Source organism: Ensifer sp. 2TAB8 (genome assembly GCF_052115125.1).
Classification (GTDB): domain Bacteria; phylum Pseudomonadota; class Alphaproteobacteria; order Rhizobiales; family Rhizobiaceae; genus Ensifer.
The window spans coordinates 808,208-833,238 of sequence record NZ_JBFRGB010000001.1; the positions used below are offsets into that span (position 1 = coordinate 808,208).

A 25,031-nucleotide genomic window follows, 5' to 3' on the forward strand; every position below is an offset into this window, starting at 1 on the left:
CGCGCCCGCAAGTCTGAAAGGCTTGGATGACGGGACCGCTTGGAATAGACTGGCTGCGCAAATCACGAACGAGAGAGGAAACTCCATGAGTGTGCGTGTATCCGGTAAACAGATGGAAATCGGCGATTCGTTCCGAGCCCGCATCGGCGAGCAGATCGAGCAGGCCGTAACCAAATATTTCGACGGAGGATATTCAAGCCAGGTCACTGTGGAAAAATCCGGGTCGCGCTTCAGCGCCGACTGCAAGCTTCATCTCGATACGGGCGTGGTTATGCAGGCGAACGGTCAAGCGAACGACCCTCAAGCTGCGTTTGACGCGGCGTCGGATCGCATCGAAAAGCGTCTGCGTCGCTACAAGCGCAAGCTGAAGGATCACCATAACGGCAACGGGCAGAGCGCTGCCGAGGTCGCCTACACAGTGATGGATTCGGTGCCCTTCGAGGACGACGAAGTCCCCGAGGATTATGCACCGACGATCGTCGCCGAAAGCACGAAACAATTGAGGACGATGTCTGTCGCCAGTGCCGTGATGGCACTCGACATGACCGACGAACCTGTCCTGATGTTCCGTAGCCCCGGCAAGGACGATCTGAATATCGTCTACAGACGCAACGATGGAAATATTGGCTGGATCGACGCTGCCAATATCAAAGCATGAGCGGATAGAGGAGCGCTGGCGCGCCAGTGCTCCTCTTGCCCATAATCAGCGGGCAGGCCGGAAAAATGTGACTTTTCTGTGCATGGAACCCGCCATGACAAAGATGGTTAGAGCCATTGCGACGCATTTGTGATGATGTTGTCGGGCTCTAACCGGCGAACGAGGACAAAAGAATGGCATTGGCAGGTCTACTGCATCAAAATGCGATCATCCCGGCCATGAGGGCCAACTCGAAAAAGCAACTCCTTCAGGAATTGGCGGCAAAAGCATCAAAGATCACCGGGCTTCCCGAGCGTGAAATCTTCGACGTGATCCTGCAGCGGGAGCGTCTTGGCTCCACCGGCGTCGGCAATGGCATCGCCATCCCGCACGGCAAGCTCAACAATCTTCCCTCGATCATCGGCATCTTCGCGCGACTGGATACGCCTGTCGATTTCGAAGCGCTCGACGACCAGCCGGTCGATCTCGTCTTCCTGCTGCTCGCCCCGGAGGGTGCCGGCGCCGATCACCTCAAGGCCCTGTCGCGTATCGCCCGCGTGCTGCGCGACCAGGACATGGTCGCCAAGATCCGTTCGAGCGATTCCGCCAGCGCGATCTACACGCTGCTCGACGACGACGCGACCTCCCACGCCGCCTGAAAGCAGCAACGGCGCGCGTCCGCCGGACGCGCAGTGCCTGCGTCAGTAGAGCTGACGACCGTTCAAATGATCTATGAAAATCCGGAACAGCGCACCCTGGCTTGAAATGCCGAGCCGGCGGTAGATGTTCTTGCGATGGATCCGGACCGTTCCCTCGGCAATGTTCATCAACTTGCCGATCGAAAGGTTGCTGTGTCCCCTGAGGATCAGGCGTACGATGTTGCGCTGCTGCTTGGTCAGCCGGTCCGAACAAAGGCTGTCGAACGCTGCTTCCATCGCATCGTCGCCCTCTTCGGAGGGCGGCGGTGCAAAGCTCTGCCCCTGCTGGCGCCAGTTCGAGCGGACCGCCTCACGCACGATCGGCTCATAGACACGCAGCCGCTCGAGTTCGGTCGCGCTGAAGGGCTCGCCGCCGCGACCTCGCATCAGCGAGTAGGTCGCCTGCAGGCCTCCGTCGAGCGGTATGACGAAGCCGACCTCCTCCACCAGGACGCCCGTTTCCATCGAGACGCAAGGATGAACCTCGGCGGACGACGAGAAGTCGGACTGGAAGAACCGGTCCGGTGCCAGCTCGCGCATGCGCCAGAGGCCGGCGGGCTGTCCGGCGCAACAGGCGACATAGAAGGGATCGAGCAGATAGGCGCCGCCGAGATAGGCGGAGAGCGCGCTCGCCGATACCTTCGCCGTGTAGCCGTCGTGCAGCACGATCGGCCGTGAACCATAGGGATAGGCGAAGGCGACGGAGAGATCGAAACTGGTGACCGATCGCAGCATCCGGTCGAGCGCCTGGCCGAAATCCTCAGTACCGATCAGACCGATCATCGCCGAGATATCGGCGGATTCCCTTGCCAGCATTCCGGTTTCATCCCCCCACTCCTCGTATCCCCCATGGGATATCGACAGCCCCTGCTTCGTCAACAATAATTCCCCCGGGAGAGAGCAACAGGTCGCCGCGAAACGGATCGCCTTGGCGAGCGTTGCGACGAACACCGATGAGGAGGACGCAATGGCAGGCAGGCTTTCAGGCAAGGTGGCGCTGATCAGCGGTGGCGCAGGCGGGTGCGGCCTGGCCGCATCAGAACTCTTCGCGCGCGAAGGCGCAAAGGTCGCTATCGTCGACCTGCCGCGCAGCAAGGGTGAAGAGGTCGCGGCATCGATCCGCGCCAATGGCGGCGAAGCGATCTTCGCGCCCGCCGACGTCTCGGTATCCGCAGAGGTGACATCAGCCGTCAAGGCGGTCGAGACGGCGTTCGGCCCAATCACCGTGCTCTTCAACCACGCCGGCATCCTCGCCGTCGGTCCCTTCCTCGAAGTCGAGGAAGACGAATGGGACCGGCTGATGGCGGTGAACGTGCGCAGCATGTTCCTGATGACCAAGGCAGTGCTGCCGGGCATGCTTTCCGCCGGCGGCGGCAGCATCGTCTGCACCTCGTCGATTTCGGCCATCGCGGCAACGCCGATGGAAGTGCTCTACGACACGACCAAGGGCGCCTGCCACATGTTCGCCCGCGCCATCGCCGTCGAGTTCCGCGATCGCGGCATCCGCTGCAACGCCGTCTGCCCGGGTTTCATTGCCACCGACCACGGCAAGCGCGAGCTTGTCGGCCTTAGCAAATATGGTGTCGACGTTTCGGAGGCGGCCATCGCCGCCCAGCAGGGCCGCATGTGCGACCCCAAGGAAGTGGCGAATGCGGCGCTGTTCCTGGCAAGCGACGAGGCGAGCTTCATCAACGGCACGCATCTGTTCGTCGACAATTGCTTCACCGCGGTTTGAGGGAGGGGAAAATGCTTCAGGCAGGTGGACACTGGCGCAACTGGGTCGGAAACCAATCATGCATCGTGCGCCATCGCGGCGCTCCGGAAAATGAGGCGGCGCTGGCCGAAATGGTGCGTGAGGCGACCTCGCAAGGGCTGAACGTACGCTGCGCCGGCTCCGGCCATTCCTTTACCCCGGTGGCGCTGACCAGCGGGCTGCAGCTGACGCTCTCCAGCATGCAGGGCGTCGTCGGCATCGACTACGCACGCAAGCGCGTCGCGGTGAAGGCGGGCACGACCATCAACCAGCTCGGCAAGGTGCTCAAATCCAATGGCCTTTCGCTGATCAATCAGGGTGATATCGACAGCCAGGCGCTGGCCGGCGCGCTCACCACCGGCACCCACGGGACCGGCGCCAAGCTCGGCAACATGGCCTCGCAGATCGTCGGCATGCGCCTGGTGCAGCCGGATGGCAGCATCCTCGTCGTCGACGAGACGACGCCCGATCTGCTGGAGGCGGCGCGGGTGTCGGTCGGCATGCTCGGCGTGATCTCGGAGATCACGCTGCAGGCGATGGACAGCTACAACCTGCATGAAAAGCTCTGGCGCTGCACCTTCGACGAAATGATCGAGCAGCACGACGAACTGGCCGCCAAGCACCGCCATTTCGGCTTCTTCTGGTGCCCCGTACCGGAAAGCCGGCATTGTTATTGCCTGCCGGACACGGCGTCGGTCTCGACGACGGAGAGCACCTCCGACGTCTGCGAGATGAAGGTGATCGACATCACCGAGGAAGCGCCGACCGAGCGCCGTTTCGAGAAGATCGCCTATTCCTCGGAGATCTACCCGATCGAATACGTGCCGAATTTCCACGAGCTGGAATATGCGGTGCCCGTCGCCCACGGCAAGGAAGCGGTAAAGGCGGTGCGCAAGCTGATGCTGGAGAAGCACCCGACCTGCATCTATCCGATCGAGTACCGCTTCACCGCCGGCGACACCGGCTGGATCAGCCCCTTCTTCGAACAGGACTCGATCACGCTCTCGGTCTCGGGCGAGCCGGGAACCGACTATTGGGATTATCTGAAGGACGTCGACACGATCCTCAGGCAGTACGGGTCACGGCCGCACTGGGGCAAGCTGCACTTCCTCGGCGCCGAGGATGTGACCGCGCTCTATCCCCGCGCAGGCGATTTCCGGGCGCTGCGGGCCAAGGTCGATCCGGAAGGCCGTTTCCTTAACGATCACCTGCACCAGCTCTTCGGATAGGGACTGCGCCTGAAGCTGCGCCCATCCTTCTGCCCAAACAAAAACGCCGCGCGAAATTCGCGCGGCGTTTTCTTGAAACTCTGATCCGTTGGATCAGGCGGACGGTGCGTCGCCGTTCTCTGCGGCCACGACCTTCGGTCCGCCCTTGGACACACCGACCATGGCCGGACGCAGAACGCGGTCACCGATGGTGTAGCCGGCCTGAACGACCTGCAGCACGGTGTTGTTCGGCACGTCCGCATTCGGAATCTCGAACATGGCCTGATGGAAGTTCGGGTCGAACTTCTGGCCTTCCGGCTCCAGCTTCTTGACGCCATGACGCTCAAGCGCCGAAAGCATCGAACGCTCGGTCATTTCCACGCCTTCGATCAGCGCGGTGAGACCAGCTTCGGCGGTTTCCCTGGCCTCTGCCGGAATGGCGTCGAGCGCCCGGCGAAGGTTGTCCGAAACAGCGAGCATGTCGCGGGCAAAGCCGGCGACGGAGTAGGACTTCGCATCCTTCACGTCGCGCTCGGTCCGGCGGCGCAGATTGTCCATCTCGGCGGCAAGCCGAAGGTACTTGTCACGCAGCTCGGTGTTCTCGGCCTTGGCGAGTTCCAACGGATCAGGCTCGGCAACCGGCGCAGCTTGAGCAGCGTCGGCAACGTCCGGCGCAGCGTCGTATACCTCGTCGGTGGCCTCGGGTCCGTGCTTGTTCGTATCGTCGGTCATGACGTTCTCCGCAGTGTCGTCTCTATCGTCCTTCGCATTTCCGCGTCGCAAGCGCGAGCCTGCGTCTCAGCAAAAATGCCCAGTGACTGGATTTGAAGCCGATATCGAGGTTTGGGGCCGAAAAATCAAGGGTTCAATCGTGCGCGCGACCAAAAGCGCGCCTTTAACGGGAAAGCCGCGACATCAGTTGCGCGGTATAGTCGACCATCGGCACGATGCGGGAATAGTTGAGCCGCGTCGGACCGATGACGCCGACTGCGCCGACGATGCGATCTTCGCCATCGCGATAGGGCGCGACGATCAGCGAGGAGCCCGAGAGCGAGAAGAGCTTGTTTTCGGAGCCGATGAAGATCCGCACACCCGGGCCGCTCTCTGCAAGATCGAGCAGCTCGATCATGCTGTCCTTCTTTTCGAGATCGTCGAAAAGCATGCGGAGCCGATCGATGTCCTCGGCCCCTTCCAGTCCCTCGAGCAGATTGGCTCGGCCGCGCACGATCAACCGCGCCGGCTTCTCGTCGCCCTCATTGCCCGACCAGATGGCGAGACCGCGCTCGACCAGATCCTGAGACAGCGCATCGAGTTCGCCGCGTACCGTCTGCTTTACCTTTTCGAGCTGCGTGCGCACTTCTGCGATTGTCTGACCGGCGAGATGGGCGTTCAGGAAGTTTGCCGCTTCGGTGAGCTGCGAACTGGTCACCCCGGCCGGCAGCTCGATGATGCGGTTTTCCACTTGATCGTGCTCGCCGACGAGAACGGCAAGCGCTTTTGTCGGCGCAAGGCGAATGAACTCGACATGCTTCAGCACGGGATCAGCCTTGGCGGTGATGACGAGGCCCGCCCCGCGCGACATGCCCGACAACATCTGGCTCGCCTCAGCCATCAATGCGTCCACCGGCTGGGCGTGGTCGCCGCGCCGGACCTGGCGATCGATCGACGCCCGGTCCTCGGTCGAGAGATTGCCGACCTGCATGAAGGCATCGACGAAGAAGCGCAGCCCCGTCTGGGTGGGCAGACGGCCGGCGCTGACATGCGGCGAATAGATGAGACCGAGATCTTCGAGATCGCTCATCACGTTGCGAACGGAAGCGGGGGAAAGCGACATCGGCAGCAAACGCGAAAGATTACGCGAGCCGAGCGGCTCGCCGCTCGTCAGATACGTTTCCACGATGCGACGGAAAATCTCGCCCGAGCGCTCGTCCAGCGCCGCGGCGATTTCCTTTGCTCCGGGACTGCGCAGTACCATGTCACTCCACACTTGCAGGCACATCCTGCCGTGCCCGGAATATAGTGATCCTGCCGCCCAATGGCAAAAGGGAAAAAGCAGCCTCACCCCCGGCTATCCACCGGTTCCCTTTACTTGCGCCATGCTCTACAGCGCCGCGTGTCGCTAGACGCGCTCAAGGTCGCTGTAGCGCTTCAAACCGCTGCATAATTTTATCCCTAGATCGATTTCGATTTAGGGAATTATGCAGTAGAAGGCTCACCAGATACGATAGGAGTTGACGATGCGGCCATCCGGCAGAAAAACCGACCAAATGCGCAAGGTTTCCTTCGAGCGCAATTTTTCCAAGCACGCAGAAGGCTCCTGTCTGGTGCGGTTCGGCGACACGCACGTGCTGTGCACCGCCAGCCTTGAGGAAAAGGTTCCGGCCTGGCTGCGCAACGGCGGCAAGGGCTGGGTGACGGCGGAATACGGCATGCTGCCGCGCGCCACCGGCGAGCGCATGAGGCGCGAGGCGGCAAGCGGCAAGCAGAGCGGCCGCACCCAGGAAATCCAGCGGCTGATCGGCCGGTCGTTGCGCGCCGTCGTAGACCTGCCTGCGCTCGGCGAACGTCAGATCTCGATCGACTGCGATGTCATCCAGGCGGATGGCGGCACGCGCACGGCCTCGATCACCGGCGCCTGGATCGCACTGCACGACTGCCTGAAGTGGATGGAAGCGCGCAACATGGTCAAGGTCGAGAAGGTCCTGAAGGACCATGTGGCGGCGATCTCCTGCGGCATCTTCGCCAACCAGTCGGTGATCGACCTCGACTACCTTGAAGATTCCGCTGCCGAGACCGATGCCAACTTCGTCATGACCGGCTCCGGCGGTATCGTCGAGATCCAGGGCACGGCCGAAGGCAAGCCTTTCTCGGAAGAGGAATTCGCAAGCCTGATGGGTCTGGCAAAGAACGGCATTGCCGAACTGGTCGCGCTGCAGAAGCAGGCGATCGCCGGCTGACGAAAAGGAACTGACATGGCCCCGGCACTGGAAGGCATTCTCGAGACGGCGCTCTATGCGGCCGATCTCGACGCCGCCGAGGCCTTCTATGGTGGCGTTCTCGGTCTCGACAGGATCACCCGCGCCGGAAACCGGCACGTGTTCTTCCGTTGCGGCCAGGGCGTGCTTCTGATCTTCAACCCGGCCGAAACGGTGAAGCCGCCAGCGCCGGACGCCGCCCTGCCGGTGCCTCCGCACGGTACGACCGGCCGGGGGCACATGTGCTTCCGGGTGGCGGCCGAGGCGCTCGATGCCTGGAAGGCGAAGCTGGAAGGGGCCGGCATTGCAATAGAAAGCGATCTTCGCTGGCCCAACGGAGCGCGGTCGTTCTACTTCCGCGATCCGGCCGGCAACAGCCTCGAATGTGCGGAGCCGGGCCTCTGGTCCGTCGAATGAATACGAAACGAGACACAATGCGCAAACTGGACAACAAGACGCTGATCGTCGCCAGCCACAATGCCGGCAAGATCCGCGAAATCCGCGACCTCATCGGCCCGCTCGGCTTCGAGGCGAAATCGGCCGCGGATCTAAACTTCATCGAGCCGGATGAAACCGGCACCACCTTCGAGGAGAACGCGACGATCAAGGCGCTCGCCTCGGCCAAGGCCTCCGGCCTGCCGGCGCTTTCCGACGATTCGGGTCTCGCGATCGACGCGCTCGACGGCGCGCCCGGCGTCTATACCGCCAACTGGGCCGAGCGCGAGGACGGCAGCCGCGATTTCGCGATGGCGATGGAGAAGGTCGAGAAAGCGTTGCAGGAAAAAGGCGCCACGGCGCCCACGCAGCGCACCGCCCGCTTCGTCTCGGTCCTGTGCCTTGCCTGGCCGGACGGCCATGTGGAACTCTTCCGCGGCGAGGTCGAAGGCTTCGTCGTCTGGCCGCCCCGCGGCAGCCAGGGCTTCGGCTACGATCCGGTGTTCCAGCCCAAGGGTTATGAGACCACCTTCGGCGAAATGAGCGCGGATGAGAAGCACGGCTGGAAGCCGGGGGATGCGGAGGCCCTGTCGCACCGCGCCCGCGCCTTCAAGATCTTCGCCGAGACCTGCCTCGGAGCCTGATTGAGCCGCATGAGAGACGCAACGATGCAGACGGCCACGCTTTCGGCGATCGGTGACGGCATGGATCCCGGCTTCGGGGTCTATGTGCATTGGCCGTTCTGCGCGGCCAAATGCCCCTATTGCGACTTCAACAGCCACGTGCGCCACCAGCCGGTGGATCAACCGCGTTTCGTTTCCGCCTTCCTGAGGGAGATGGAGGAAGCGCGGGAGCTCTCCGGTCCGCGCACCGTCACCAGCATCTTCATGGGCGGCGGTACGCCGTCCTTGATGGAGCCTTCGACGGTCGACGCGATCCTGCAGGGTATCGCCCGCCATTGGCACGTGCCCGACGGCATCGAAATCACCATGGAGGCCAACCCTTCGAGCGTCGAGGCGACGCGCTTTCACGGCTATCGGGCCGCCGGCGTCAACCGTGTCTCGCTTGGCGTCCAGGCGCTGAACGACCGCGACCTCAAGTTCCTCGGGCGGCTGCACAATGTCGAGGATGCGCTGAAGGCGATCCGGCTTGCGCGCGAGATCTTCCCGCGCATGTCCTTCGACCTGATCTACGCCCGTCCCAATCAGACGGTCGAGGAGTGGGAGCGCGAATTGAAAGAGGCCGTTTCCTACGCGGTCGACCACCTGTCGCTCTACCAGCTGACGATCGAAGAAGGCACGCCCTTCTACGGCCTGCACAAGGCTGGCAAGCTCATCGTTCCCGACGGTGAACAATCGGCGATTCTTTACGAGGCGACGCAGGACATCACTGCCGCCATCGGTATGCCGGCCTATGAAGTCTCCAACCACGCTCGTCCGGGCGCCGAGAGCCGCCACAACCTGACGTACTGGCGCTATGGCGACTATGCGGGTATCGGCCCCGGCGCCCACGGCCGCCTGAGCGTTGGCAACGGCAAGATCGCAACGGCGACTGAGCGAAAGCCGGAGGAATGGTTGCGCCTTGTCGAGACCTACGGTCACGGCATGATCGAACGTGAAGCGCTCGATCTCGAAGCACAGTCGGACGAATTGTTGCTGATGGGCCTACGCCTGAAGGAAGGCGTCGATCTCGCCCGCTGGCAGACCCTTTCCGGCCGCGACCCCGACCCGGAGCGCGAACAATTCCTGATCGACAACGGCTTCATCGAGCGGCTCGGCAATTCACGCCTGCGCTGCACGCCGGCCGGCATGCTGATCCTCGACGCCGTGGTCGCCGACCTAGCCTGCCCCTGAGGCGGCTAGGTCGAGTTTCCCGGCGGGCAACGGCCCGCGTTTCCTGGAAATTCCGGCATCTTCGCCGGCTACAGGTTCAATCGAACGTTTCACCGGAAAGCGGTGTTGCCAGCATGGATGGCCGCCCCTCGAACGCGTCGAACCAGCGCGTCAACTTCGGGCGGTTGCGGAACGAGGGCAGGTCGCGAAACGCCATCCACGAAAGCGCCGTCGCCAGCGCGATCTGGCCGACATCGACGGCCCCCTCGGGCTCCAGCGTCCGCTCCAGCCAATCGTAGGTCTCCTCGATCTTTTCGGCATAGCCCTCGGCCAACGCCGGAAAACGCAGGTGCTCGGGCCGGCGCTCCCATTCCCAACGCAGACCGATGCCGGTTTGGGCGAGGACCTGCGCCACAGACTGCAGTCGGAGCGCCCGCCAGCGCGGTTCGCCGCTTTCGGGGATCAGCTTGCGCCCCTCATGCAGCGTGTCGAGATAGGCGCAGATGACGTCGGAATCAAAGATCGGCTCCAGGCCTTCTCGCAAAAGGACCGGAACCTTGCCGAGCGGGTTTTCGGCATAGACCTCGTCGTTGCGCCGCGTCGGGCTGGTCTCGTGGTGGATGACCTCGAGCTGGTCGGCAACACCAATCTCGCGCGCAAAGACGAGCGCCTTGCGGGCGAAGGGAGAATGGGTCTGATAGTAGAGGATCATGATTGCCTCGCGGGATCTGGCGTGAATTCCTGTTCCCGTGAAGAGGTATTTCATCGCGACCGATAAAGGCGCTCTGTTTTACCGGTCGCGCTGCAAGTTTGTTTCGCGAACGGCTATTTCAGCGGATCGCCTTTCAGCCGGTTGAGCTCGATGCCCTTTGCGACCAGGCGGGCTACCTGAGCGTCATCGACATCGTCGACCTTACGCAGACGGATAAAGGCCATGTCACCCTTGCCGCCGCCCTTCTCCAGGCGGGCATCGAGATCGAGCATCTCGGCCCCGCGCCAGAAGCCGAAGGTCACGTGATCCTTGGCCCCCTTGAGCAGGCAAACCGCCCCGCCGGCCTGGTAGACGGGATGGCCCCACTTGACGATATCGGTGAGCCCGCCTGCGGCATCGAGCGCTGCATGCAAGCACTTCGCCACGTCTGCTGGAACACCGGATAGGCCGGCAATGTAGTCTTCGACAGTCTTGGTCATGGTCGTCTTTCGAGCGGTTGGGGACGGTTGTCAGTTCTTGAACGGGAGGAGGCTGCGCAGCCGCGGATCTCTGAGCCACAGGCCGCCCCAGGCGATGACGCCCAGATAGAAGCCGAACAACAGATGGGTGAAGAGCGGGCTCTCCGCCCGAAGATGCGTGGCCATGGCGCCGCCGAGGTAGCCGGTAAGCAGGATGGCGCCCAGAATGGAGGTTCTCGGGATGGCATAAAGCAGGGTGCAGAGCAGCGTCAGCACGCCGAGCAGGCGCGCCAGGCCCTGGTCTGCCGAGTAGCCGAGTGCTGCCATGGTTTCGGTGACGACCTGCAGCGGCACCAGTTTGATGGCACCATCGAAGACCAGGAACAGAATGACGAGGCCGCTCAAGGCGCGGCCGAGGATCACGGACTTTGTTGTCGGCACGGGCAAAGCGAGGCTGGTATTCATTGTGATCTCTCCTTGGATCTCGTTGTCAGTCCAAGGACGAAGCCACGAGGCCGCCGCCGACAGCTGCCCAAGATTTTTCAACTATTTTTTCGAACCGAGCGTCTTGGCATCCGGTTCCTCGTCGAGCTTGTCGAGCTGCATGCGAATATAAGCGCATTCGGCGGCATTGGTCGCAAGCGCGATCGCATGGTCGAAGGCGACGCGCGCCTCGCGGACCCTGCCGAGCTGCTTCAACAGGTGGCCGCTGAGACCGTGGAAATAGAAGTATCCCGACAGCTTGTCAGACAGCGGCGCGATCATGGCGAGCGCCGCTTCCGGGCCGTCACGCTTCGACACCGCCACCGCCCGGTTGAGTGTGATCACCGGCGACGGCTGCAATCGTTCGAGCGCCTGATAGAGCAGATCGATCTGTGCCCAGTCGGTGTCTTCGGGGCGCTCTGCCCGCGCATGCAGTGCGGCGATTGCCGCCTGGATCTGGTATGCGCCGGGCTGACGACGGCGCATCGCCTTGTCGATCAAGGCCAACGCCTCATCGATCAGCGGCCGGTTCCATAGGGTTCGATCCTGGTCTTCGAGAAGGATGACGGCTCCATCGGCATCAAAGCGCGCATGCGCACGGGAATGCTGAATCATCATCAAGGCCGTCAGCCCCATGATCTCCGGCTCTGCCGGGAAAAGCTGCAGCAACAGGCGTCCGAGGCGAATTGCCTCGCCGCAGAGATCGGCCGAGACGCTTTCCGGCCCGTTCATCGCCGAGTACCCCTCGTTGAAGACGAGGTAGATCATCGTTGCAACGGCGGCGAGCCGATCGGAGCGGTCGGCCGCATCGGGCGTCTCAAAGGCAAGGCCGGCGGCGGCAACGCGGGACTTGGCGCGGGTAATGCGCTGCTCCATTGCAGCTTCACTGACGAGAAAGGCGCGGGCGATCTGCTTGACGGAAAGGCCTGAGACGATGCGCAGCGCCAGGGCGATCTGTTGCGTGGCAGGCAGCGCGGGATTGCTGCAGACGAACAGCAGGCGAAGAATGTCATCGCGATACTGGGAGCCATCCAACCTATCAGCGAGTTCGTTTTCCTGATCCTCAAGATCGGAGAGCATTTCCTCGGGCGGCAGCGCCGTCTCGCGCGACTGCCGCCGGACCTTGTCGATCCCGCTGTTGCGGCCGACGAAGATCAGCCACGCCGCCGGATCGCGCGGCGGCCCGCTCTTCGGCCAGGTCTTCAAAGCCCGGATGCACGCCTCCTGAAACGCTTCTTCGGCCGTATCGAGATTGCGGAAATAGCGCAGCAATGCGCCCATTGCCTGCGGCCGGGCTGAAACGAGTGCGAGGTCTATCCAGGCTGTGTCTGTCATGAAGCAAGCTCACTGGGTTTGTAGATGGCGAGAGGTCGTATTTCGTAGGAGCCGGCAGCCGGGTTGGCGGAACTCAGATCGCGCGCAAACGCAAGCGCTTCCTCGAGAGACGCACAGTCGACGACATAGAAGCCGAGCAATTGCTCTTTGGTCTCTGCAAAGGGGCCATCGAGCACGATCGTCTCACTGTGGCTGTGCCTAAGCGTCGTGGCAGCGGACGTCGGCAGCAACCGCGCCACCGGCCCGAGCTTGCCGGCTTCGGCATATTTGCTCTGCACAGCCGCGAGGTCATGCATGACCTTGTCATCCTGTTCCTTGCTCCAGGTACTCGTGACATCTTCCTGGTTGTAGCAAAACACGGCATAAAGCATGGAACTCTCCTGCTCCTGAATCAAAGACGATGGCATCGACAGATAGCCGACAACCCTGCCGAAAAAAACAGGGCCGGTAGTGCTTTCGCCTACCAGCCCGCCTTGCGTGTGGATGGACGTTCAGACGTTCTCGCGGCATTCCAAGTTGGGGTCGACCGTCGGCCGGCGCAAGAGGCGCAGGAGCCGCCCGTCGATCGCTGCAAGCCCCATGGCAATCAACGCCATGCCGAAGAAATGCTTCGGCTCCAGTGTCTCGCCCAGGAACATCGCGCCAAGCAGGATGGCACTGACGGGGATCAGGAAGGTGACGAGCATCAGATTGGTGACACCTGCCGTTTCGAGAATGCGGAAGAACAGAACATAGGCGAGCGCTGTAGAGACCAGAGCGATACCGACGATCGCCGCCCAGACGTCGAGGCCAGGCATGGTGAGCGTCCAGGGATGATCGACGAGTAGCGACAGCGGCACCAGCATCATGCTCGCGGCCGAGACCTGGCCGGTTGCCGTTACGATCGGCGCCACACCCATGCGCTTGAAGCGGCGGGCAAAGACGCCGGCGAGCGAATAGGAGAGCGCCGCACCGAGAACGGCAAGCTGGGCAACAAGGTTCGAGCCGAGCCCGCCGAGGGCAGCCGGACCGATCATCATGGCAACGCCAAGGAAACCGACGACCACCCCGGCGAAACGGTTGACGGTCAGCTTCTCGTCATCCGTCAGCAGATGCGCGACGATCACGCCGAATAGCGGCGTGGTGGCATTGAGGATCGACGCAAGGCCGCTAGCGATATGTGTTTGACCCCAGACGATCAGCGAGAAGGGGATGAGATTGTTCAGCAGACCCATGCCGAAGAACGCCAGCCAGACACGCGGATCCCGCGGCAGCGACAGCCCCGCAAAGCGCACAAAAGCGAGCAATGTGAGCGCCGCGAGACTGACCCTCAGCGCCACGATCGTAAACGGTGGCAGCGCCTTGACGGCGATACCGATGAAGAAGAAGGAACCGCCCCAGAGGAGAGAGAGCATGATCAGCATGCCCCATTCCCGCGCTCCCATGACCTTGGCCTGAACCGGCTGCACCATCGCGAAAACCCTCGTTTGTTTGTCTGACTAAACCCAAACGGTGTTGACCGTCCTGAATTTGTGCCATTATTCTCAGCATATTACGCTTCGGACAAACGATCATTTTTCGCTACATGATTGAGTTTGGCTAAACCATGACAACAACTCTTCCTTCCCTCGCATCGCTTCGAGCCTTTGAGGCGACAGCGCGGCATTCGAGCGTCACAAAGGCCGCGCAAGAACTTAACGTCACACCGGGCGCAGTCAGCCTGCAGGTACGAGAACTCGAGCAGACACTGGGCGTAACGCTCTTCGAACGTCGCCCCCGGCAATTGGTTTTGACCGAAGACGGGAGCATCTATTTTTCGACGCTCCGGCGCGCCTTCCGCATGATGCGGGAGGCAACCGAGGAGCTGACAGCGCGCAAGCGTGCGCCGATGCTGACGGTGAGCTGCACGCCGACCTTCGCCGCTCAATGGCTGGTGCCCCGGATCGGCGCCTTCGAGCAGCAGGTGCCCGGCATCGACGTACGCATCAGCACCACGAACCGGCTGACGGATTTCGGGAGCGACGGCGTCGACGTCGCCATCCGGCATGGACTGGGCCGTTATGACGGCCTTGTCAGCGAGCGCCTGATCGACGACGACCCGGTCCCTGTTATCCATCCGGCGCTCCGGGCCAGGCAGCCGCTCGACACACCCAGCGATCTTGCCCGCCATGCGCTGCTGCACGACGTGCATCGCCAGGACTGGCGGCTATGGCTGGATGCGGCGGGAGCGGAAGGGGTGGATCCCGGGCGCGGGCCGGTCTTCGTCAACAGCAACGGCGCCATCGAAGCGGCCAAGGCCGGCGACGGCGTCGCCCTTGTCCGCCTGTCGCTGGTGGCGCGGGAACTTGCGGACGGCATGCTGATTGCCCCCTTCCCCGAGGGCGTGATGACCGGCCTTGCCTATCACCTCGTCTACCCGCCGGCCGCCCTCGATCGACCGCCAGTCGCTGCCTTTCGCACCTGGATCATTGCCGAAGCCCGGGCATCGCAGGCCATCGAGGATCAGGCGGTCAAGGCGGCACAACAACCGACGTTGAAAGCGATACGGTAGACCTGAGCTTTCACGAAAGCACGGAACGGTTTCCGCGCGGGAATCGACGAAGCACAGACGTGATCCAAAGAAAAAGGCCCGGAAAACCGGGCCTTTTTCTAAAAACAGTCAGCCATGACTATTCGTTGATCAGACGCTTCAGAAGCTCGATCTCGTGGCTGAGCTTGGTATCGCCCGAGATCAGCTCTTCGATCTTGCGCACGGCATGCAGTACCGTGGTGTGGTCACGTCCACCGAAGCGACGGCCGATCTCCGGGAAGGAGCGCGGCGTCAGCGTCTTCGACAGATACATGGCGATCTGCCGTGGCTTGACGATTACGCGGGTGCGGCGGTTGGAGACGAGCTCCTGCCGCGAGACATTGTAATGCTTGGCAACGACGCGCTGGATGTCCTCAATGCGGACACGACGCGGCTCGCCGGCATTGACGAGATGGCCAAGCAATTCGTCGACACGCTCGATCGACAGCTGCGGCTCGAAGGAACGGCGGAACAGGAGCTGGTTGAAAGCGCCTTCCAGTTCGCGACCGCTGGCAGTCACATTGCGGGCGACATGGCTCAGGATATCGCCGGGAATGTCGAGCGATCCATCGTCCTGACGGGCCGTGTCCAGACGGCGCTTCAGCATTTCGAGGCGCATGTCGTAGTCCGGGCCGTCCATCTCGATGGCAACCCCGCCCTGCAGACGCGAACGAACGCGGCTGTCGAGCGATTCCAGTTCCCACGGAGCGCGGTCGGCGGCGACGACGACCTGCTTGGCGGAATCGAGCAGCATGTTCAAGAGATGGCAGAACTCGTGCTGGATCGACTTACCCTGCAGGAACTGCATGTCGTCGATGATCAGGAGGTCGATGTTGCGCAGCGACTCCTTGAGCGACAGCGCATCATTGTCACGGATCGCGGTGGCGAAACGCCACATGAAGTATTCGGCCGTCAGATAGACGACACGCGGAGCACGCGCGCTCTGCAGCGCCTGGATGGCGATGGCCTGCAGAAGGTGCGTCTTGCCGAGGCCGACGCTCGAATGGATGAAGAGCGGGTTGAACCGCACGGCTCCGGCGCCGGCTTCCGCGATCGTCCGGGCAGCGGCAAGCGCCACACGGTTCGAAGAACCTTCGACGAAACTCTCGAAGTTATAGCGCTGATCGAGCGGCGAGCCGAAAAGCGGCGCCTGTGTCGGCTTCTGAACGCTAGCAACCGCCGCAGCTGCGACCGTTGCGACCGGCTGGGCGGACGTCGGACGGCGTGCCGGCGTTGCCGGAGCCGCTTCGGTTGCCTGCGGCAATACATCTTCCTGGGTCGTCGGACGAGCGCCACGGGTGGCCGTGCGCACCAGAATCTCGACCTTCAGAATCTCGCCGTCTTCCTGCTGGAAGATCGAGGTGATGAGATCGAGATAACGATTGTTGATCCAGGACTTCAGGAACGTGGTCGGCACCGAGAGGCGCACGACACTCTTGGATACGGAATGGAGCTTCAGACGCCCAAACCAGCTTGCAAAGACGTCCGGACCGACTTGAGCCTTGAGACGCGCACTTACCCGCTCGAACAGTGCGTCGTGCCTCATGTCGAATTTTTCCCCCGCCGCCTGAGATAGATTGCTTCCGGCTTGGAATGCGTCTCCTTCTTTCTGAAGTGCGCCCGCCGTCACCAAATTCATCTGCATTTTGCCGCCTTCCAATTCATGTTCAGATGCCGTCATCGCTGCCGGCGTCATCTCTTATGTCCGTCGCTCGCGGCGCCTCGAAGGCCATGCCGCATTCGTCGAACGTCACAGTCGCAGTCGACGCCGGGCTCCTCATCTCCCGCCTCGCTGCGCGCTACGCGCACCCACCCGCCACATGTGGCCGGAGGATGTCCCCTCGCGCCTCTTGTCAACAATCCTTAGGTGCGCTCCCGCACCGCCTCGGATCCTCCTCCTCGTCAACAGCTCTCCGCACCCTCGTACGAAGCGATGAGCCGCGCGTTGGACTTTCGTCTGCCGTCAGGCGCCGCTTGCACCCGTCATCCAGACCCACGGCACCGTGCGCCTTGACTGGACGCGCAAAGGTCACCGTGTCACTTCAGAAGTACCGCATGTCCTGTCCTTAAATCGAAGACGACTGAAGGAAACATGCAGGAGCACCTCGCCACAACCATAAGACGAAAGTTTCTCATCCGGAGTGGAATGAACCATCCGGTTTTTCACCTTCGACTTGTCTGATTGAACGACGCGGAGCCGCCCTGATACAAAGGACAGAAGCATTGAAACCATTTCTTTGAAATGGCGTCTTCTGCCTCCTTTACAGATGTGGTCCGTGTCCCCTGTGGAGGGCATTTAGGCAGGATCGATGGGCAAGATCAATCGCGATTTTTAAGCAACCTTAAGCACTGACCGTTGACTCTCAGTCTGCCTTTTGCTTGCCGCATTCCGAGTCCGAGAAGAATCCCTGTTGAATCAAGGGTTTTGATTTTTCGCTCTTTGCTTAGCTGGCGAAAAAGAAAAAAAATAAAAATTCGCTTGACTCATTATGGGCTCAGGAGACCCCCATCCGGAGACATCCTTTTGATAAGGACCTCTCATAAGTCATTGAATTTATTTCAAAAATTTTGTCATCGCTCTGACACAAGCTAATACCGCTGGATTAACCATCGCGATGACAGAAGTATGAATCCGAAAAGCCCGGCGCAAGGGCCGGGCTCTTCATCAATAGAATTTTCTTAGCCGGATTAGGCCGAAAGCGACTTCACGCGCTGCGCGAGACGCGAAACCTTGCGCGATGCAGTGTTGGCGTGCAGGACGCCCTTGGTGGCGGCGCGCATCAGCTCGGGCTGAGCTGCCTTGAGCGCTGCGGCTGCGACTGCCTGATCGCCGGTAGCGATCGCTTCTTCGACCTTGCGGATGAAGTTACGAACGCGCGAACGACGGGCCTTGTTCACTGCGGTGCGGCGTGCGATCTTGCGGGTCGCCTTTTTCGCCGAAGTTGTATTGGCCATTGGTGCCTCTCTTCGAAAACTGATATGAACTCCGCCCTCGCCGTGCCGGGTCACTGCGACCTGTCATCAAAGCAATTCGGGAGCATTTCCGGAAAGCCCAGATGGCGTTCCAAACTGAGGGCGGCGTATAGCGGGAAACGACCGCCCCGTCAACGCGCAATTTCCAGAATCTGCGCGCTGTTCTCTGGGCTAGCGATGTTTGAACTCCGGCTTGCGCTTGGCTACGAAGGCGGCCATGCCCTCTTTCTGGTCTTCGGTTGCAAACAGCGAATGGAAGAGCCGCCGCTCGAAGCGAAGGCCTTCGGCAAGGGTCAGCTCGAGAGAGCGGTTCACCGCCTCCTTCGCCATCATGACGGCGGGCAGCGAGAAGGACGCAATCTTCTCGGCAGCGGCCAGCGCGTCCTCCATCAGTTTCTCCGGCGCCACCACACGCGATACGAGTCCTGCGCGCTCAGCCTCTGCGGCATCCATCATGCGGCCGGTCAGCACAAGGTCCATCGCCTTGGCCTTGCCGACGGCGCGCGTCAGGCGCTGCGAGCCACCCATGCCGGGAATGACGCCAAGGGTGATTTCCGGCTGGCCAAACTTTGCGGTCTCGGATGCAATGATAAAGTCACACATCATCGCCAGCTCGCAGCCACCGCCGAGCGCATAGCCGGAGACCGCGGCGATCACGGGCTTGCGGGCCGCAGCGACCTGGTCCCAGCCGCCGATGAAGTCGCCGAGATAGCTGTCGACGAAACCGAGCGTCTGCATCTCCTTGATATCGGCGCCGGCGGCAAAGGCCTTCTCCGAGCCGGTGACGACCACAGCGCCGATTTCCTTGTCGGCATCAAAGGCCTTCAGCGCTGCGGCAAGCTCGCGCATGACGGTCGAGTTCAGCGCATTCAGGGCCTGCGGACGATTGAGCGTCACGAGGCCGACGCGGCCACGCGTTTCGACCAGCAGCGTTTCGTAAGTCATTCCTGTTTCCTCCGGTTCATCTCAGACGCGAGACCGTTTACGGTCCGGCGATTATTTCTGGCAGTGCGGACAATAGAAGGTAGAGCGGCCCGCCTGCACGATGCGGGCGACCGTACCGTTGCAGCCCGGCGTGCGGCAAGCCTCTCCTTCGCGGTCATAGACGGAGAAGGAGTGCTGGAAGTAGCCGAGCGAGCCGTCGGCCTGGATGTGGTCCTTCAGCGACGAGCCGCCGGCGGCAATGGCATCGGCGATCACCTCGCGGATCGCATCCGTCAGGCGCACAAGCCCGTCCTTCGGCTTGCCGCGTTTGTCGACAAGCGCGCCGGCCGGTTTCACCGGCGACAGGTGCGAGCGCCAGAGCGCTTCACAGACATAGATATTGCCGAGACCGGCGATGTTCTTCTGGTCCAGCAACGCCGCCTTCAGCGGCTGCGCCTTGCCGGAAAAGCGTGCGGCGAGATAGGCGGCATCGAGCACGTTTCCGGTCGGTTCCTCGCCGAGCGCGCGGAAATAGGCGTGGTTCGCCACCGTGTCGCGGCGGGCAAGGTCCATGAAGCCGAAGCGGCGCGGATCGTTGTAGATTACCCGCACAGGGCCATTGGCAGCGTCGAGATGAAAGATGACATGATCGTGCTTCTCGTCCTTGCCGCGCGGATGGTGGAATTCGCCCGGTGTCGCTGCCGCCGGCCCTGCCTCGATGCGGAAGGAACCGGACATGCCGAGATGGGCGATGATCACATCACCGGCTTCGAGATCGATCATCAGATACTTGGCGCGGCGCGACAGCGAGACGATGCGCTGGCCGGCAACGGTCGAGGAAAAATTCTCCGGGAACGGGAAACGCAAATCCGGCCGACGTAATTCCGCAGTCACGATCCGCGCGCCCTCCATGGTCGGCGCCAGGCCGCGCTTGACGGTTTCGACCTCAGGCAACTCCGGCATTCCTGCACTCCTTCGCTCTCGCTCGCTGGATGCGGCAGACAGCATTTCCTTGGCGGCCTTCTTATCCTATAGGGGATGCGCTATGCCGCAGGCGCGACCCCGCCCACGAGATAGCGCGGACGGGGCCTTTTCGCTATGGTGCCGGAAAAATTGGTTCAGATGGAGTTCTTCGTATGACGGATCAGCGCGTATCGGCCGACGGCGGCATGGAAACATCTTTCGGTTTCCGCAATGTCGACGCCGGCGAAAAGCAGCCGCTCGTCAACGACGTGTTCCACAAGGTGGCGAAGCGCTACGACATCATGAACGACGTGATGTCGGCCGGCCTGCATCGCGCCTGGAAGGACGCGATGATCGCCGCGCTCAACCCGCCGCGCCGCGAAGGTTACAGGACCCTCGACGTTGCCGGCGGCACCGGCGACATCGCCTTCCGCATCATCGAGGCCTCCGACCGCAAGGCGCACTCGACGGTGCTCGACATCAACGGCTCGATGCTTGCCGTCGGCGCCGAGCGCGCCGAAAAGAAGAAGCTCTCCGCCAATCTCGAATTCGTCGAGGCCAATGCCGAGGAACTGCCGTTCGAGGCCAACACTTTCGACGCCTATACGATCGCCTTCGGTATCCGCAACGTGCCGCGCATCGACGTGGCGCTGAAGGAAGCATATCGGGTGCTCAAGCGCGGCGGACGTCTGCTGGTGCTGGAATTCTCCGAAGTGGAGATGCCGCTGCTCGATCGCTTCTATGATGCCTGGTCGTTCAACGCGATCCCGAAGTTCGGCAAGCTGATCACCGGCGACGAAGCGCCCTACCAGTATCTGGTGGAATCGATCCGCAAGTTCCCGAACCAGCGCGATTTCGCAGCCATGATCAAGGAGGCCGGCTTCTCCCGCGTCTCCTTCACCAACTACACCGGCGGCATCGCAGCGCTGCATTCCGGCTGGAAAATCTGATCCCGATGAGCACGCCTGGAGCATATGTCCGCCTCGCGCGGATCGGCTGGGTTCTCGTGCGCGAAGGCGTCGTCTCCGCCGTCCCGACGGAGCACCTGCCGCCGTTTGCCCGCTTCGCCCAGAAGGCGGCCGGACTTTTGGCGCGCCGCAGAGTGCCGGGAGAAGAGCGCAGCGACCGGCTGTCGCGCGCCGTCGCCCGCCTCGGGCCCTCCTATGTCAAGATCGGCCAGTTCCTGGCAACGCGCCCCGATGTCGTCGGCGCAGAGTTTGCGGCCGACCTGTCGCTGCTGCAGGACCGTATGGCGACCTTTCCGCAGAGCGACGCGAAGGCGGCGATCGAAGGATCACTCGGCCGGACAGTCGATAATCTCTATGCCGAATTTTCCGAACCGATGGCCGCCGCCTCGATCGCGCAGGTGCATCCGGCGATCGTGATGCGCGACAGCGGGCCTGAAAAGGTCGCCGTCAAGGTCATCCGCCCCGGCGTGCGGCAGCGCTTCGCCTCCGACATCGAGGCGATGTACCTCGTCAGCCACATGCAGGAGCGTTTCCTGCCCTATACGCGCCGGCTGAAGCCGGTCGAAGTCACCAAGACGCTGGAGCAGACGACCAAGATCGAGATGGATCTTCGTCTGGAGGCGGCAGCCCTTTCCGAACTTGGCGAGAATACCAAGGACGATTCCGGCTTCCGCGTGCCGAAGGTCGACTGGGAGAGGACCGGCCGCGACGTCGTCACCATGGAATGGATCGATGGCGTCAAGATGTCGGATATCGACGGCTTGAAGGCTGCAGGGCACGACCTCAACCTCCTTGCCGAAGTGCTGATCCAGTCCTTCCTGCGCCACACGCTGCGCGACGGCTTCTTCCATGCCGACATGCACCAGGGCAATCTCTTCGTCGACGATAGCGGCCATATCGTCGCCGTCGACATGGGCATTGTCGGAAGGCTGGGCAAGAAGGAACGTCGGTTCCTGGCCGAGATCCTGTTCGGCTTCATCACCCGCGACTACCAGCGCGTGGCCGACGTGCATTTCGAGGCGGGCTACGTGCCGTCGCACCACGATGCCGCGAGCTTCGCCCAGGCGATCCGCGCGATCGGCGAGCCGATCCACGGCCAGCCGGCCGAAACCATTTCCATGGCGAAGCTGCTGACTTTGCTTTTCGAGGTCACCGAACTCTTCGACATGCAGACGCGCCCCGAGCTGGTCATGCTGCAGAAGACCATGGTGGTCGTCGAGGGGGTCGCCCGCACGCTCAATCCGCGCTTTAACATGTGGAAGGCCTCGGAGCCTGTCGTCGGCAAATGGATCCGCGACAATCTTGGACCGAAGCGCATCGTCACGGATCTGCGCGACGGCCTGCATGCGGCCCTTCGGCTCGCCGAGGCCGCGCCTGAAATTGCCGCCCGCACGGAAAAGTTCTCCAGCGAGATCATGGCAATGAGCGAAAACGGCCTGCGCTTCGACGCGGAGACCGCGCATGCAATCGGCAAGGCGGAAGCAAAACACACCCGCTCCGGCCGCGTCGCGCTCTGGCTGATCGCCGCCACGCTCGTCTACATCGCCTGGCAGGTGACCTGATCGGGGAGCGCTGAGCGTTCTGCGGGCTTGTCTTTCCACTTCCGCTTGCTATTCTCGGCGCATGGACAATCGTTCGATGCTCGCAATGGTCACGCATACCCCAGGGGTGTGCGGGAGACCTATTGCGCTGATTTAAGCGAAAAGTCCCCCACCAACCCTGCCGAGGCGAGCAGGGTTGGGTCCTGTTTCCTCGGAACCAAAGAGAGGAAACAATGACCGAGGCACACGATCCTTCAGACATCAGCATCCGCGCGGCCCGCGTCGCCGATTTCGAAGCGATCTCGGCGCTGATGAGCCAGCCGGGCATCCGCTCGGGTACGCTGCGCCAGCCCTTCGCCACCCCGGAACAGACGCGCAAGTGGTTGGAGAGCCTCTCGGACGACAGCATCGTCATCGTCGCCGAGCGCGCCGGTCGCATCATCGGTATGGCCGGGCTGCATCGCAGCAAGGGGCGCCGGCTTCATTCGGCAGCGCTCGGCATCAGCGTCGACGACAGTCATCGCGGCGAAGGGATCGGTAAGGCGTTACTTACGGCTCTGATTGATGCCGCCGACAACTGGCTGGGCATCAGCCGTATCGAACTCACGGTGTTCACCGACAACGAGGCGGCGATCGCGCTCTACCGCAAGACGGGCTTCGAGATGGAGGGCACGCACAGGGCCTATGCGCTCCGCAACGGCGTGCTCGCGGACGTTTTCGCCATGGCACGTATCCGCGCTCCAGCAGGTCCGCGCCCTTAGGTTGGCGCCGTAGATCCGGTAATCGTCATCGGCCAGTGTCGGCCGATGGCTGTCCAACGCAACCACCGGCTACACCCTGTTCCATCCGGAACTGCGAATATATCCGACCGATGCGATGGTCTCCCCATGGATGACGAAGGCTCATCCCAACCAACCCGGAGGAGAGAACATCATGCGCAAGTTCATCATCGCAGCCGCAGTTGCCGTTACCGCCGCCGTCTCCTTTGCCGCCCCGTCGCAGGCGGGCGGCCTGACGATCGGCTTCAGCAACGGCTACTACGGCCATGGTTGGGGTGGGCATGTCGGCTACGTCGGCGACTATTACGGCGGCCCTTATTATTATGAAGAAGAGCCCTATTGCTTCATCAAGAAGGTCAAGCGCTACGACCACTACGGCAACCTCTACTTCAAGAAAGTCCGCATCTGCCGCTGATCCGTCGCAAGCAGGGTGAGGGGCAAGAGCCCGGTCGGTTTCCGACCGGGCTTTTCCGTTCGGCCTGCGCCTGCCGTTCACCGGCACTCAATTCGATTCCGCTTCGGTCAAAACTGTAGTAGCTCCAATTCCTGGTCATTTTGCATTCCACATCGAGGAGAAGCGGTCATGGATCTTGGCATTGCTGGAAAGCGCGCGCTGGTGCTCGGCGGCAGCAAGGGACTGGGCCGCGGCATTGCCGAGGCGCTGGCAAGCGAAGGCGTCATCGTTGCACTGACCGGCCGCGATGCGGCATCGGCCGCCAAGGTGGCAAGCGACATCGGCCCGTCGGCGCGGGGCTACGCTCTCGACCTTTCCAAGCCCGATACGCTCGACGGGTTGCTCGACCGGCTCGAAGCCGACTTCGGCGCGATCGACATTCTGGTGCTGAATGGCGGCGGACCGCCGCCCTCGCCTGCCTCGGCGATCGAACCCGATTTCTGGCGCGCGCAATTCGAAACCATGGTGCTGGCCGGCATGCGCATCGCCGGACGTCTCCTGCCCGGCATGCGGGAACGCCAGTTCGGACGCATCATCGCCGTCGCCTCCACCAGCATCCGCGAGCCGATCGTCGGGCTCACCGCATCGAATGCGCTGCGTAGCGCTGTCGCCGGCTGGCTGAAGACACTGGCTGGCGAGGTCGCAGCCGAGGGCGTGACCGTCAACCTGCTTCTTCCTGGGCGACTTGCCACTGACCGTACCCTCAGCTTCGACCGGATGGATGCCGAAAGCGAGGGGGTCGATATCGCGACGGTCGCCGCCCGCAGCCAGCAGGAGATCCCGCTTGGACGCTACGGTACCCCGGCGGAATTCGGCGCGGCGGCGGCCTTCCTCGCAAGCCGCCAGGCCAGCTACATCACCGGCGTCGCGTTGCCCGTCGATGGCGGTCTCAGCCGGTCTATGCTCTAGGGCAATTCAGGCGCGTCTGGCCACGGATGGTGTGATCGTTCGTCAGGTCACACCCGGTCCCCATGCCCGCACATCCCGGTTGATGAGGTGGTATGCAAGACGGCCAGCCACCGCCGCAACGCCTCCGCAATCGGTCACGATTGCCGACGTTCTGAGCAGCTCCCACTCGGACCGAAGATCATTCATATTTCCACTTTTTATCATTCGTACATTTAATTTCCAAATAGATGGACTGCCACCTATGGTCGCCATCGAGGGGTGCCATGCCGGGCGCGGGACACGTTCGGCACAACGCGTGTCTTGCGCCCTTGAAAAGGTCACGAACCGGCTCAAGTAAGCACGAGATCGCGATGAGCGAGAGCGGGACGAAAGTGCGCCCACTTCCGGGTTTTCACGTCTCGCCCTCAACCGGAACCACCGCGATCGGTCGGCCTGCTCGACCGATC

Annotated in this window: 27 protein-coding genes; 14 read left to right on the forward strand and 13 right to left on the reverse strand. The window is 62.3% G+C overall.

Going from position 1 to position 25,031, the window contains the following annotated elements:
• Nucleotides 1–85: 85 nt before the first annotated feature.
• Both hpf and ptsN read left to right on the forward strand, forming a co-directional pair.
• Nucleotides 86–658, forward strand: a complete 573-nt coding sequence (gene hpf / locus AB4Z53_RS03975; protein ID WP_113536641.1) for a ribosome hibernation-promoting factor, HPF/YfiA family — start codon at nucleotides 86–88, stop codon at nucleotides 656–658.
• A 173-nt stretch (nucleotides 659–831) separates the two neighbouring features.
• The gene (ptsN, locus tag AB4Z53_RS03980) at nucleotides 832–1,296 is read left to right on the forward strand and encodes a PTS IIA-like nitrogen regulatory protein PtsN (RefSeq protein WP_043615607.1); all 465 of its coding nucleotides are present in this window, start codon (nucleotides 832–834) and stop codon (nucleotides 1,294–1,296) included.
• 42 nt (nucleotides 1,297–1,338) lie between these two features.
• Here the strand turns inward: ptsN and AB4Z53_RS03985 are convergent, their stop codons facing one another.
• On the reverse strand, nucleotides 1,339–2,151 hold the full coding sequence (locus AB4Z53_RS03985; protein ID WP_441594808.1) for a helix-turn-helix transcriptional regulator: 813 nt from the start codon (nucleotides 2,149–2,151) through the stop codon (nucleotides 1,339–1,341).
• A 151-nt stretch (nucleotides 2,152–2,302) separates the two neighbouring features.
• Here AB4Z53_RS03985 and AB4Z53_RS03990 point away from each other — a divergent pair, with 151 nt between their 5' ends.
• A complete protein-coding gene (locus AB4Z53_RS03990) occupies nucleotides 2,303–3,070 on the forward strand; it encodes an SDR family NAD(P)-dependent oxidoreductase (protein WP_441594810.1) in 768 nt (255 codons plus the stop codon).
• Nucleotides 3,071–3,081: 11 nt separating this feature from the next.
• Nucleotides 3,082–4,317, forward strand: coding sequence for a D-arabinono-1,4-lactone oxidase (locus AB4Z53_RS03995; RefSeq protein WP_113536644.1), 1,236 nt, complete (start codon nucleotides 3,082–3,084; stop codon nucleotides 4,315–4,317).
• 93 nt (nucleotides 4,318–4,410) lie between these two features.
• Here the strand turns inward: AB4Z53_RS03995 and grpE are convergent, their stop codons facing one another.
• Together grpE and hrcA are read right to left on the reverse strand one after the other, a co-directional pair.
• On the reverse strand, nucleotides 4,411–5,028 hold the full coding sequence (grpE, locus tag AB4Z53_RS04000; RefSeq protein ID WP_223726249.1) for a nucleotide exchange factor GrpE: 618 nt from the start codon (nucleotides 5,026–5,028) through the stop codon (nucleotides 4,411–4,413).
• A gap of 163 nt (nucleotides 5,029–5,191) precedes the next feature.
• Entirely contained in the window at nucleotides 5,192–6,271 is a 1,080-nt protein-coding gene (hrcA, locus tag AB4Z53_RS04005; protein ID WP_291161077.1) for a heat-inducible transcriptional repressor HrcA, read from the reverse strand.
• 262 nt (nucleotides 6,272–6,533) lie between these two features.
• Here hrcA and rph point away from each other — a divergent pair, with 262 nt between their 5' ends.
• Genes rph through hemW form a run of 4 tightly spaced genes read left to right on the forward strand, consistent with a single transcriptional unit; the run spans nucleotide 6,534 to nucleotide 9,559 of the window.
• A complete protein-coding gene (rph, locus tag AB4Z53_RS04010) occupies nucleotides 6,534–7,253 on the forward strand; it encodes a ribonuclease PH (RefSeq protein WP_113536647.1) in 720 nt (239 codons plus the stop codon).
• A 15-nt stretch (nucleotides 7,254–7,268) separates the two neighbouring features.
• On the forward strand, nucleotides 7,269–7,688 hold the full coding sequence (locus AB4Z53_RS04015) for a VOC family protein (RefSeq protein ID WP_441594813.1): 420 nt from the start codon (nucleotides 7,269–7,271) through the stop codon (nucleotides 7,686–7,688).
• 17 nt (nucleotides 7,689–7,705) lie between these two features.
• Nucleotides 7,706–8,350 carry an RdgB/HAM1 family non-canonical purine NTP pyrophosphatase gene (rdgB, locus tag AB4Z53_RS04020; RefSeq protein WP_113536649.1) on the forward strand — a complete coding sequence of 215 codons (645 nt, stop codon included), beginning with the start codon at nucleotides 7,706–7,708 and terminating at the stop codon, nucleotides 8,348–8,350.
• 24 nt (nucleotides 8,351–8,374) lie between these two features.
• Nucleotides 8,375–9,559, forward strand: a complete 1,185-nt coding sequence (gene hemW, locus AB4Z53_RS04025; RefSeq protein ID WP_441595226.1) for a radical SAM family heme chaperone HemW — start codon at nucleotides 8,375–8,377, stop codon at nucleotides 9,557–9,559.
• A 76-nt stretch (nucleotides 9,560–9,635) separates the two neighbouring features.
• Here the strand turns inward: hemW and AB4Z53_RS04030 are convergent, their stop codons facing one another.
• The 6 genes from AB4Z53_RS04030 to AB4Z53_RS04055 form a co-directional block, all read right to left on the reverse strand.
• A complete protein-coding gene (locus AB4Z53_RS04030) occupies nucleotides 9,636–10,250 on the reverse strand; it encodes a glutathione S-transferase family protein (protein WP_441594816.1) in 615 nt (204 codons plus the stop codon).
• A 113-nt stretch (nucleotides 10,251–10,363) separates the two neighbouring features.
• Entirely contained in the window at nucleotides 10,364–10,729 is a 366-nt protein-coding gene (locus AB4Z53_RS04035) for a DUF1801 domain-containing protein (protein ID WP_291161088.1), read from the reverse strand.
• Between the two features lie 30 nt (nucleotides 10,730–10,759).
• Complete coding sequence (locus AB4Z53_RS04040) at nucleotides 10,760–11,173, reverse strand: DoxX family protein (RefSeq protein ID WP_291161091.1); 414 nt, start codon at nucleotides 11,171–11,173, stop codon at nucleotides 10,760–10,762.
• Between the two features lie 81 nt (nucleotides 11,174–11,254).
• A complete protein-coding gene (locus AB4Z53_RS04045; protein ID WP_113536653.1) occupies nucleotides 11,255–12,526 on the reverse strand; it encodes an RNA polymerase sigma factor in 1,272 nt (423 codons plus the stop codon).
• Nucleotides 12,523–12,897, reverse strand: coding sequence for a YciI family protein (locus AB4Z53_RS04050; protein ID WP_113536654.1), 375 nt, complete (start codon nucleotides 12,895–12,897; stop codon nucleotides 12,523–12,525). The genes AB4Z53_RS04045 and AB4Z53_RS04050 overlap by 4 nt, the downstream gene beginning before the upstream one ends.
• A gap of 120 nt (nucleotides 12,898–13,017) precedes the next feature.
• Nucleotides 13,018–13,977: a DMT family transporter gene (locus AB4Z53_RS04055; protein ID WP_291161094.1), complete on the reverse strand. Its 960-nt coding sequence runs from the start codon at nucleotides 13,975–13,977 to the stop codon at nucleotides 13,018–13,020.
• Nucleotides 13,978–14,111: 134 nt separating this feature from the next.
• Between AB4Z53_RS04055 and gcvA the strand changes: the two genes are divergently transcribed.
• The gene (gcvA, locus tag AB4Z53_RS04060) at nucleotides 14,112–15,056 is read left to right on the forward strand and encodes a transcriptional regulator GcvA (RefSeq protein WP_441594819.1); all 945 of its coding nucleotides are present in this window, start codon (nucleotides 14,112–14,114) and stop codon (nucleotides 15,054–15,056) included.
• A 118-nt stretch (nucleotides 15,057–15,174) separates the two neighbouring features.
• Here gcvA and dnaA read toward each other — a convergent pair whose 3' ends face one another.
• From dnaA to mutM, 4 genes are all read right to left on the reverse strand, one after another.
• Nucleotides 15,175–16,620, reverse strand: coding sequence for a chromosomal replication initiator protein DnaA (dnaA, locus tag AB4Z53_RS04065; RefSeq protein ID WP_291161100.1), 1,446 nt, complete (start codon nucleotides 16,618–16,620; stop codon nucleotides 15,175–15,177).
• A 1,142-nt stretch (nucleotides 16,621–17,762) separates the two neighbouring features.
• Complete coding sequence (rpsT, locus tag AB4Z53_RS04070; protein WP_034797494.1) at nucleotides 17,763–18,029, reverse strand: 30S ribosomal protein S20; 267 nt, start codon at nucleotides 18,027–18,029, stop codon at nucleotides 17,763–17,765.
• A gap of 189 nt (nucleotides 18,030–18,218) precedes the next feature.
• Nucleotides 18,219–18,992 carry an enoyl-CoA hydratase gene (locus tag AB4Z53_RS04075; protein ID WP_441594822.1) on the reverse strand — a complete coding sequence of 258 codons (774 nt, stop codon included), beginning with the start codon at nucleotides 18,990–18,992 and terminating at the stop codon, nucleotides 18,219–18,221.
• A 51-nt stretch (nucleotides 18,993–19,043) separates the two neighbouring features.
• Nucleotides 19,044–19,934: a bifunctional DNA-formamidopyrimidine glycosylase/DNA-(apurinic or apyrimidinic site) lyase gene (gene mutM, locus AB4Z53_RS04080; protein WP_113536657.1), complete on the reverse strand. Its 891-nt coding sequence runs from the start codon at nucleotides 19,932–19,934 to the stop codon at nucleotides 19,044–19,046.
• A gap of 173 nt (nucleotides 19,935–20,107) precedes the next feature.
• On the opposite strand from mutM, the gene ubiE reads away from it, so the two are divergent.
• The 5 genes from ubiE to AB4Z53_RS04105 all read left to right on the forward strand — a co-directional run bounded on the left by ubiE (nucleotide 20,108) and on the right by AB4Z53_RS04105 (nucleotide 24,585).
• Nucleotides 20,108–20,884 carry a bifunctional demethylmenaquinone methyltransferase/2-methoxy-6-polyprenyl-1,4-benzoquinol methylase UbiE gene (ubiE, locus tag AB4Z53_RS04085; RefSeq protein ID WP_113536658.1) on the forward strand — a complete coding sequence of 259 codons (777 nt, stop codon included), beginning with the start codon at nucleotides 20,108–20,110 and terminating at the stop codon, nucleotides 20,882–20,884.
• A gap of 5 nt (nucleotides 20,885–20,889) precedes the next feature.
• Complete coding sequence (gene ubiB / locus AB4Z53_RS04090) at nucleotides 20,890–22,464, forward strand: 2-polyprenylphenol 6-hydroxylase (protein ID WP_113536659.1); 1,575 nt, start codon at nucleotides 20,890–20,892, stop codon at nucleotides 22,462–22,464.
• Nucleotides 22,465–22,676: 212 nt separating this feature from the next.
• Nucleotides 22,677–23,204, forward strand: a complete 528-nt coding sequence (locus AB4Z53_RS04095; RefSeq protein ID WP_441594825.1) for a GNAT family N-acetyltransferase — start codon at nucleotides 22,677–22,679, stop codon at nucleotides 23,202–23,204.
• Between the two features lie 172 nt (nucleotides 23,205–23,376).
• The gene (locus AB4Z53_RS04100) at nucleotides 23,377–23,637 is read left to right on the forward strand and encodes a hypothetical protein (protein ID WP_113536661.1); all 261 of its coding nucleotides are present in this window, start codon (nucleotides 23,377–23,379) and stop codon (nucleotides 23,635–23,637) included.
• A gap of 168 nt (nucleotides 23,638–23,805) precedes the next feature.
• Nucleotides 23,806–24,585 carry an SDR family oxidoreductase gene (locus AB4Z53_RS04105; RefSeq protein WP_113536662.1) on the forward strand — a complete coding sequence of 260 codons (780 nt, stop codon included), beginning with the start codon at nucleotides 23,806–23,808 and terminating at the stop codon, nucleotides 24,583–24,585.
• Nucleotides 24,586–25,031: the final 446 nt, after the last annotated feature.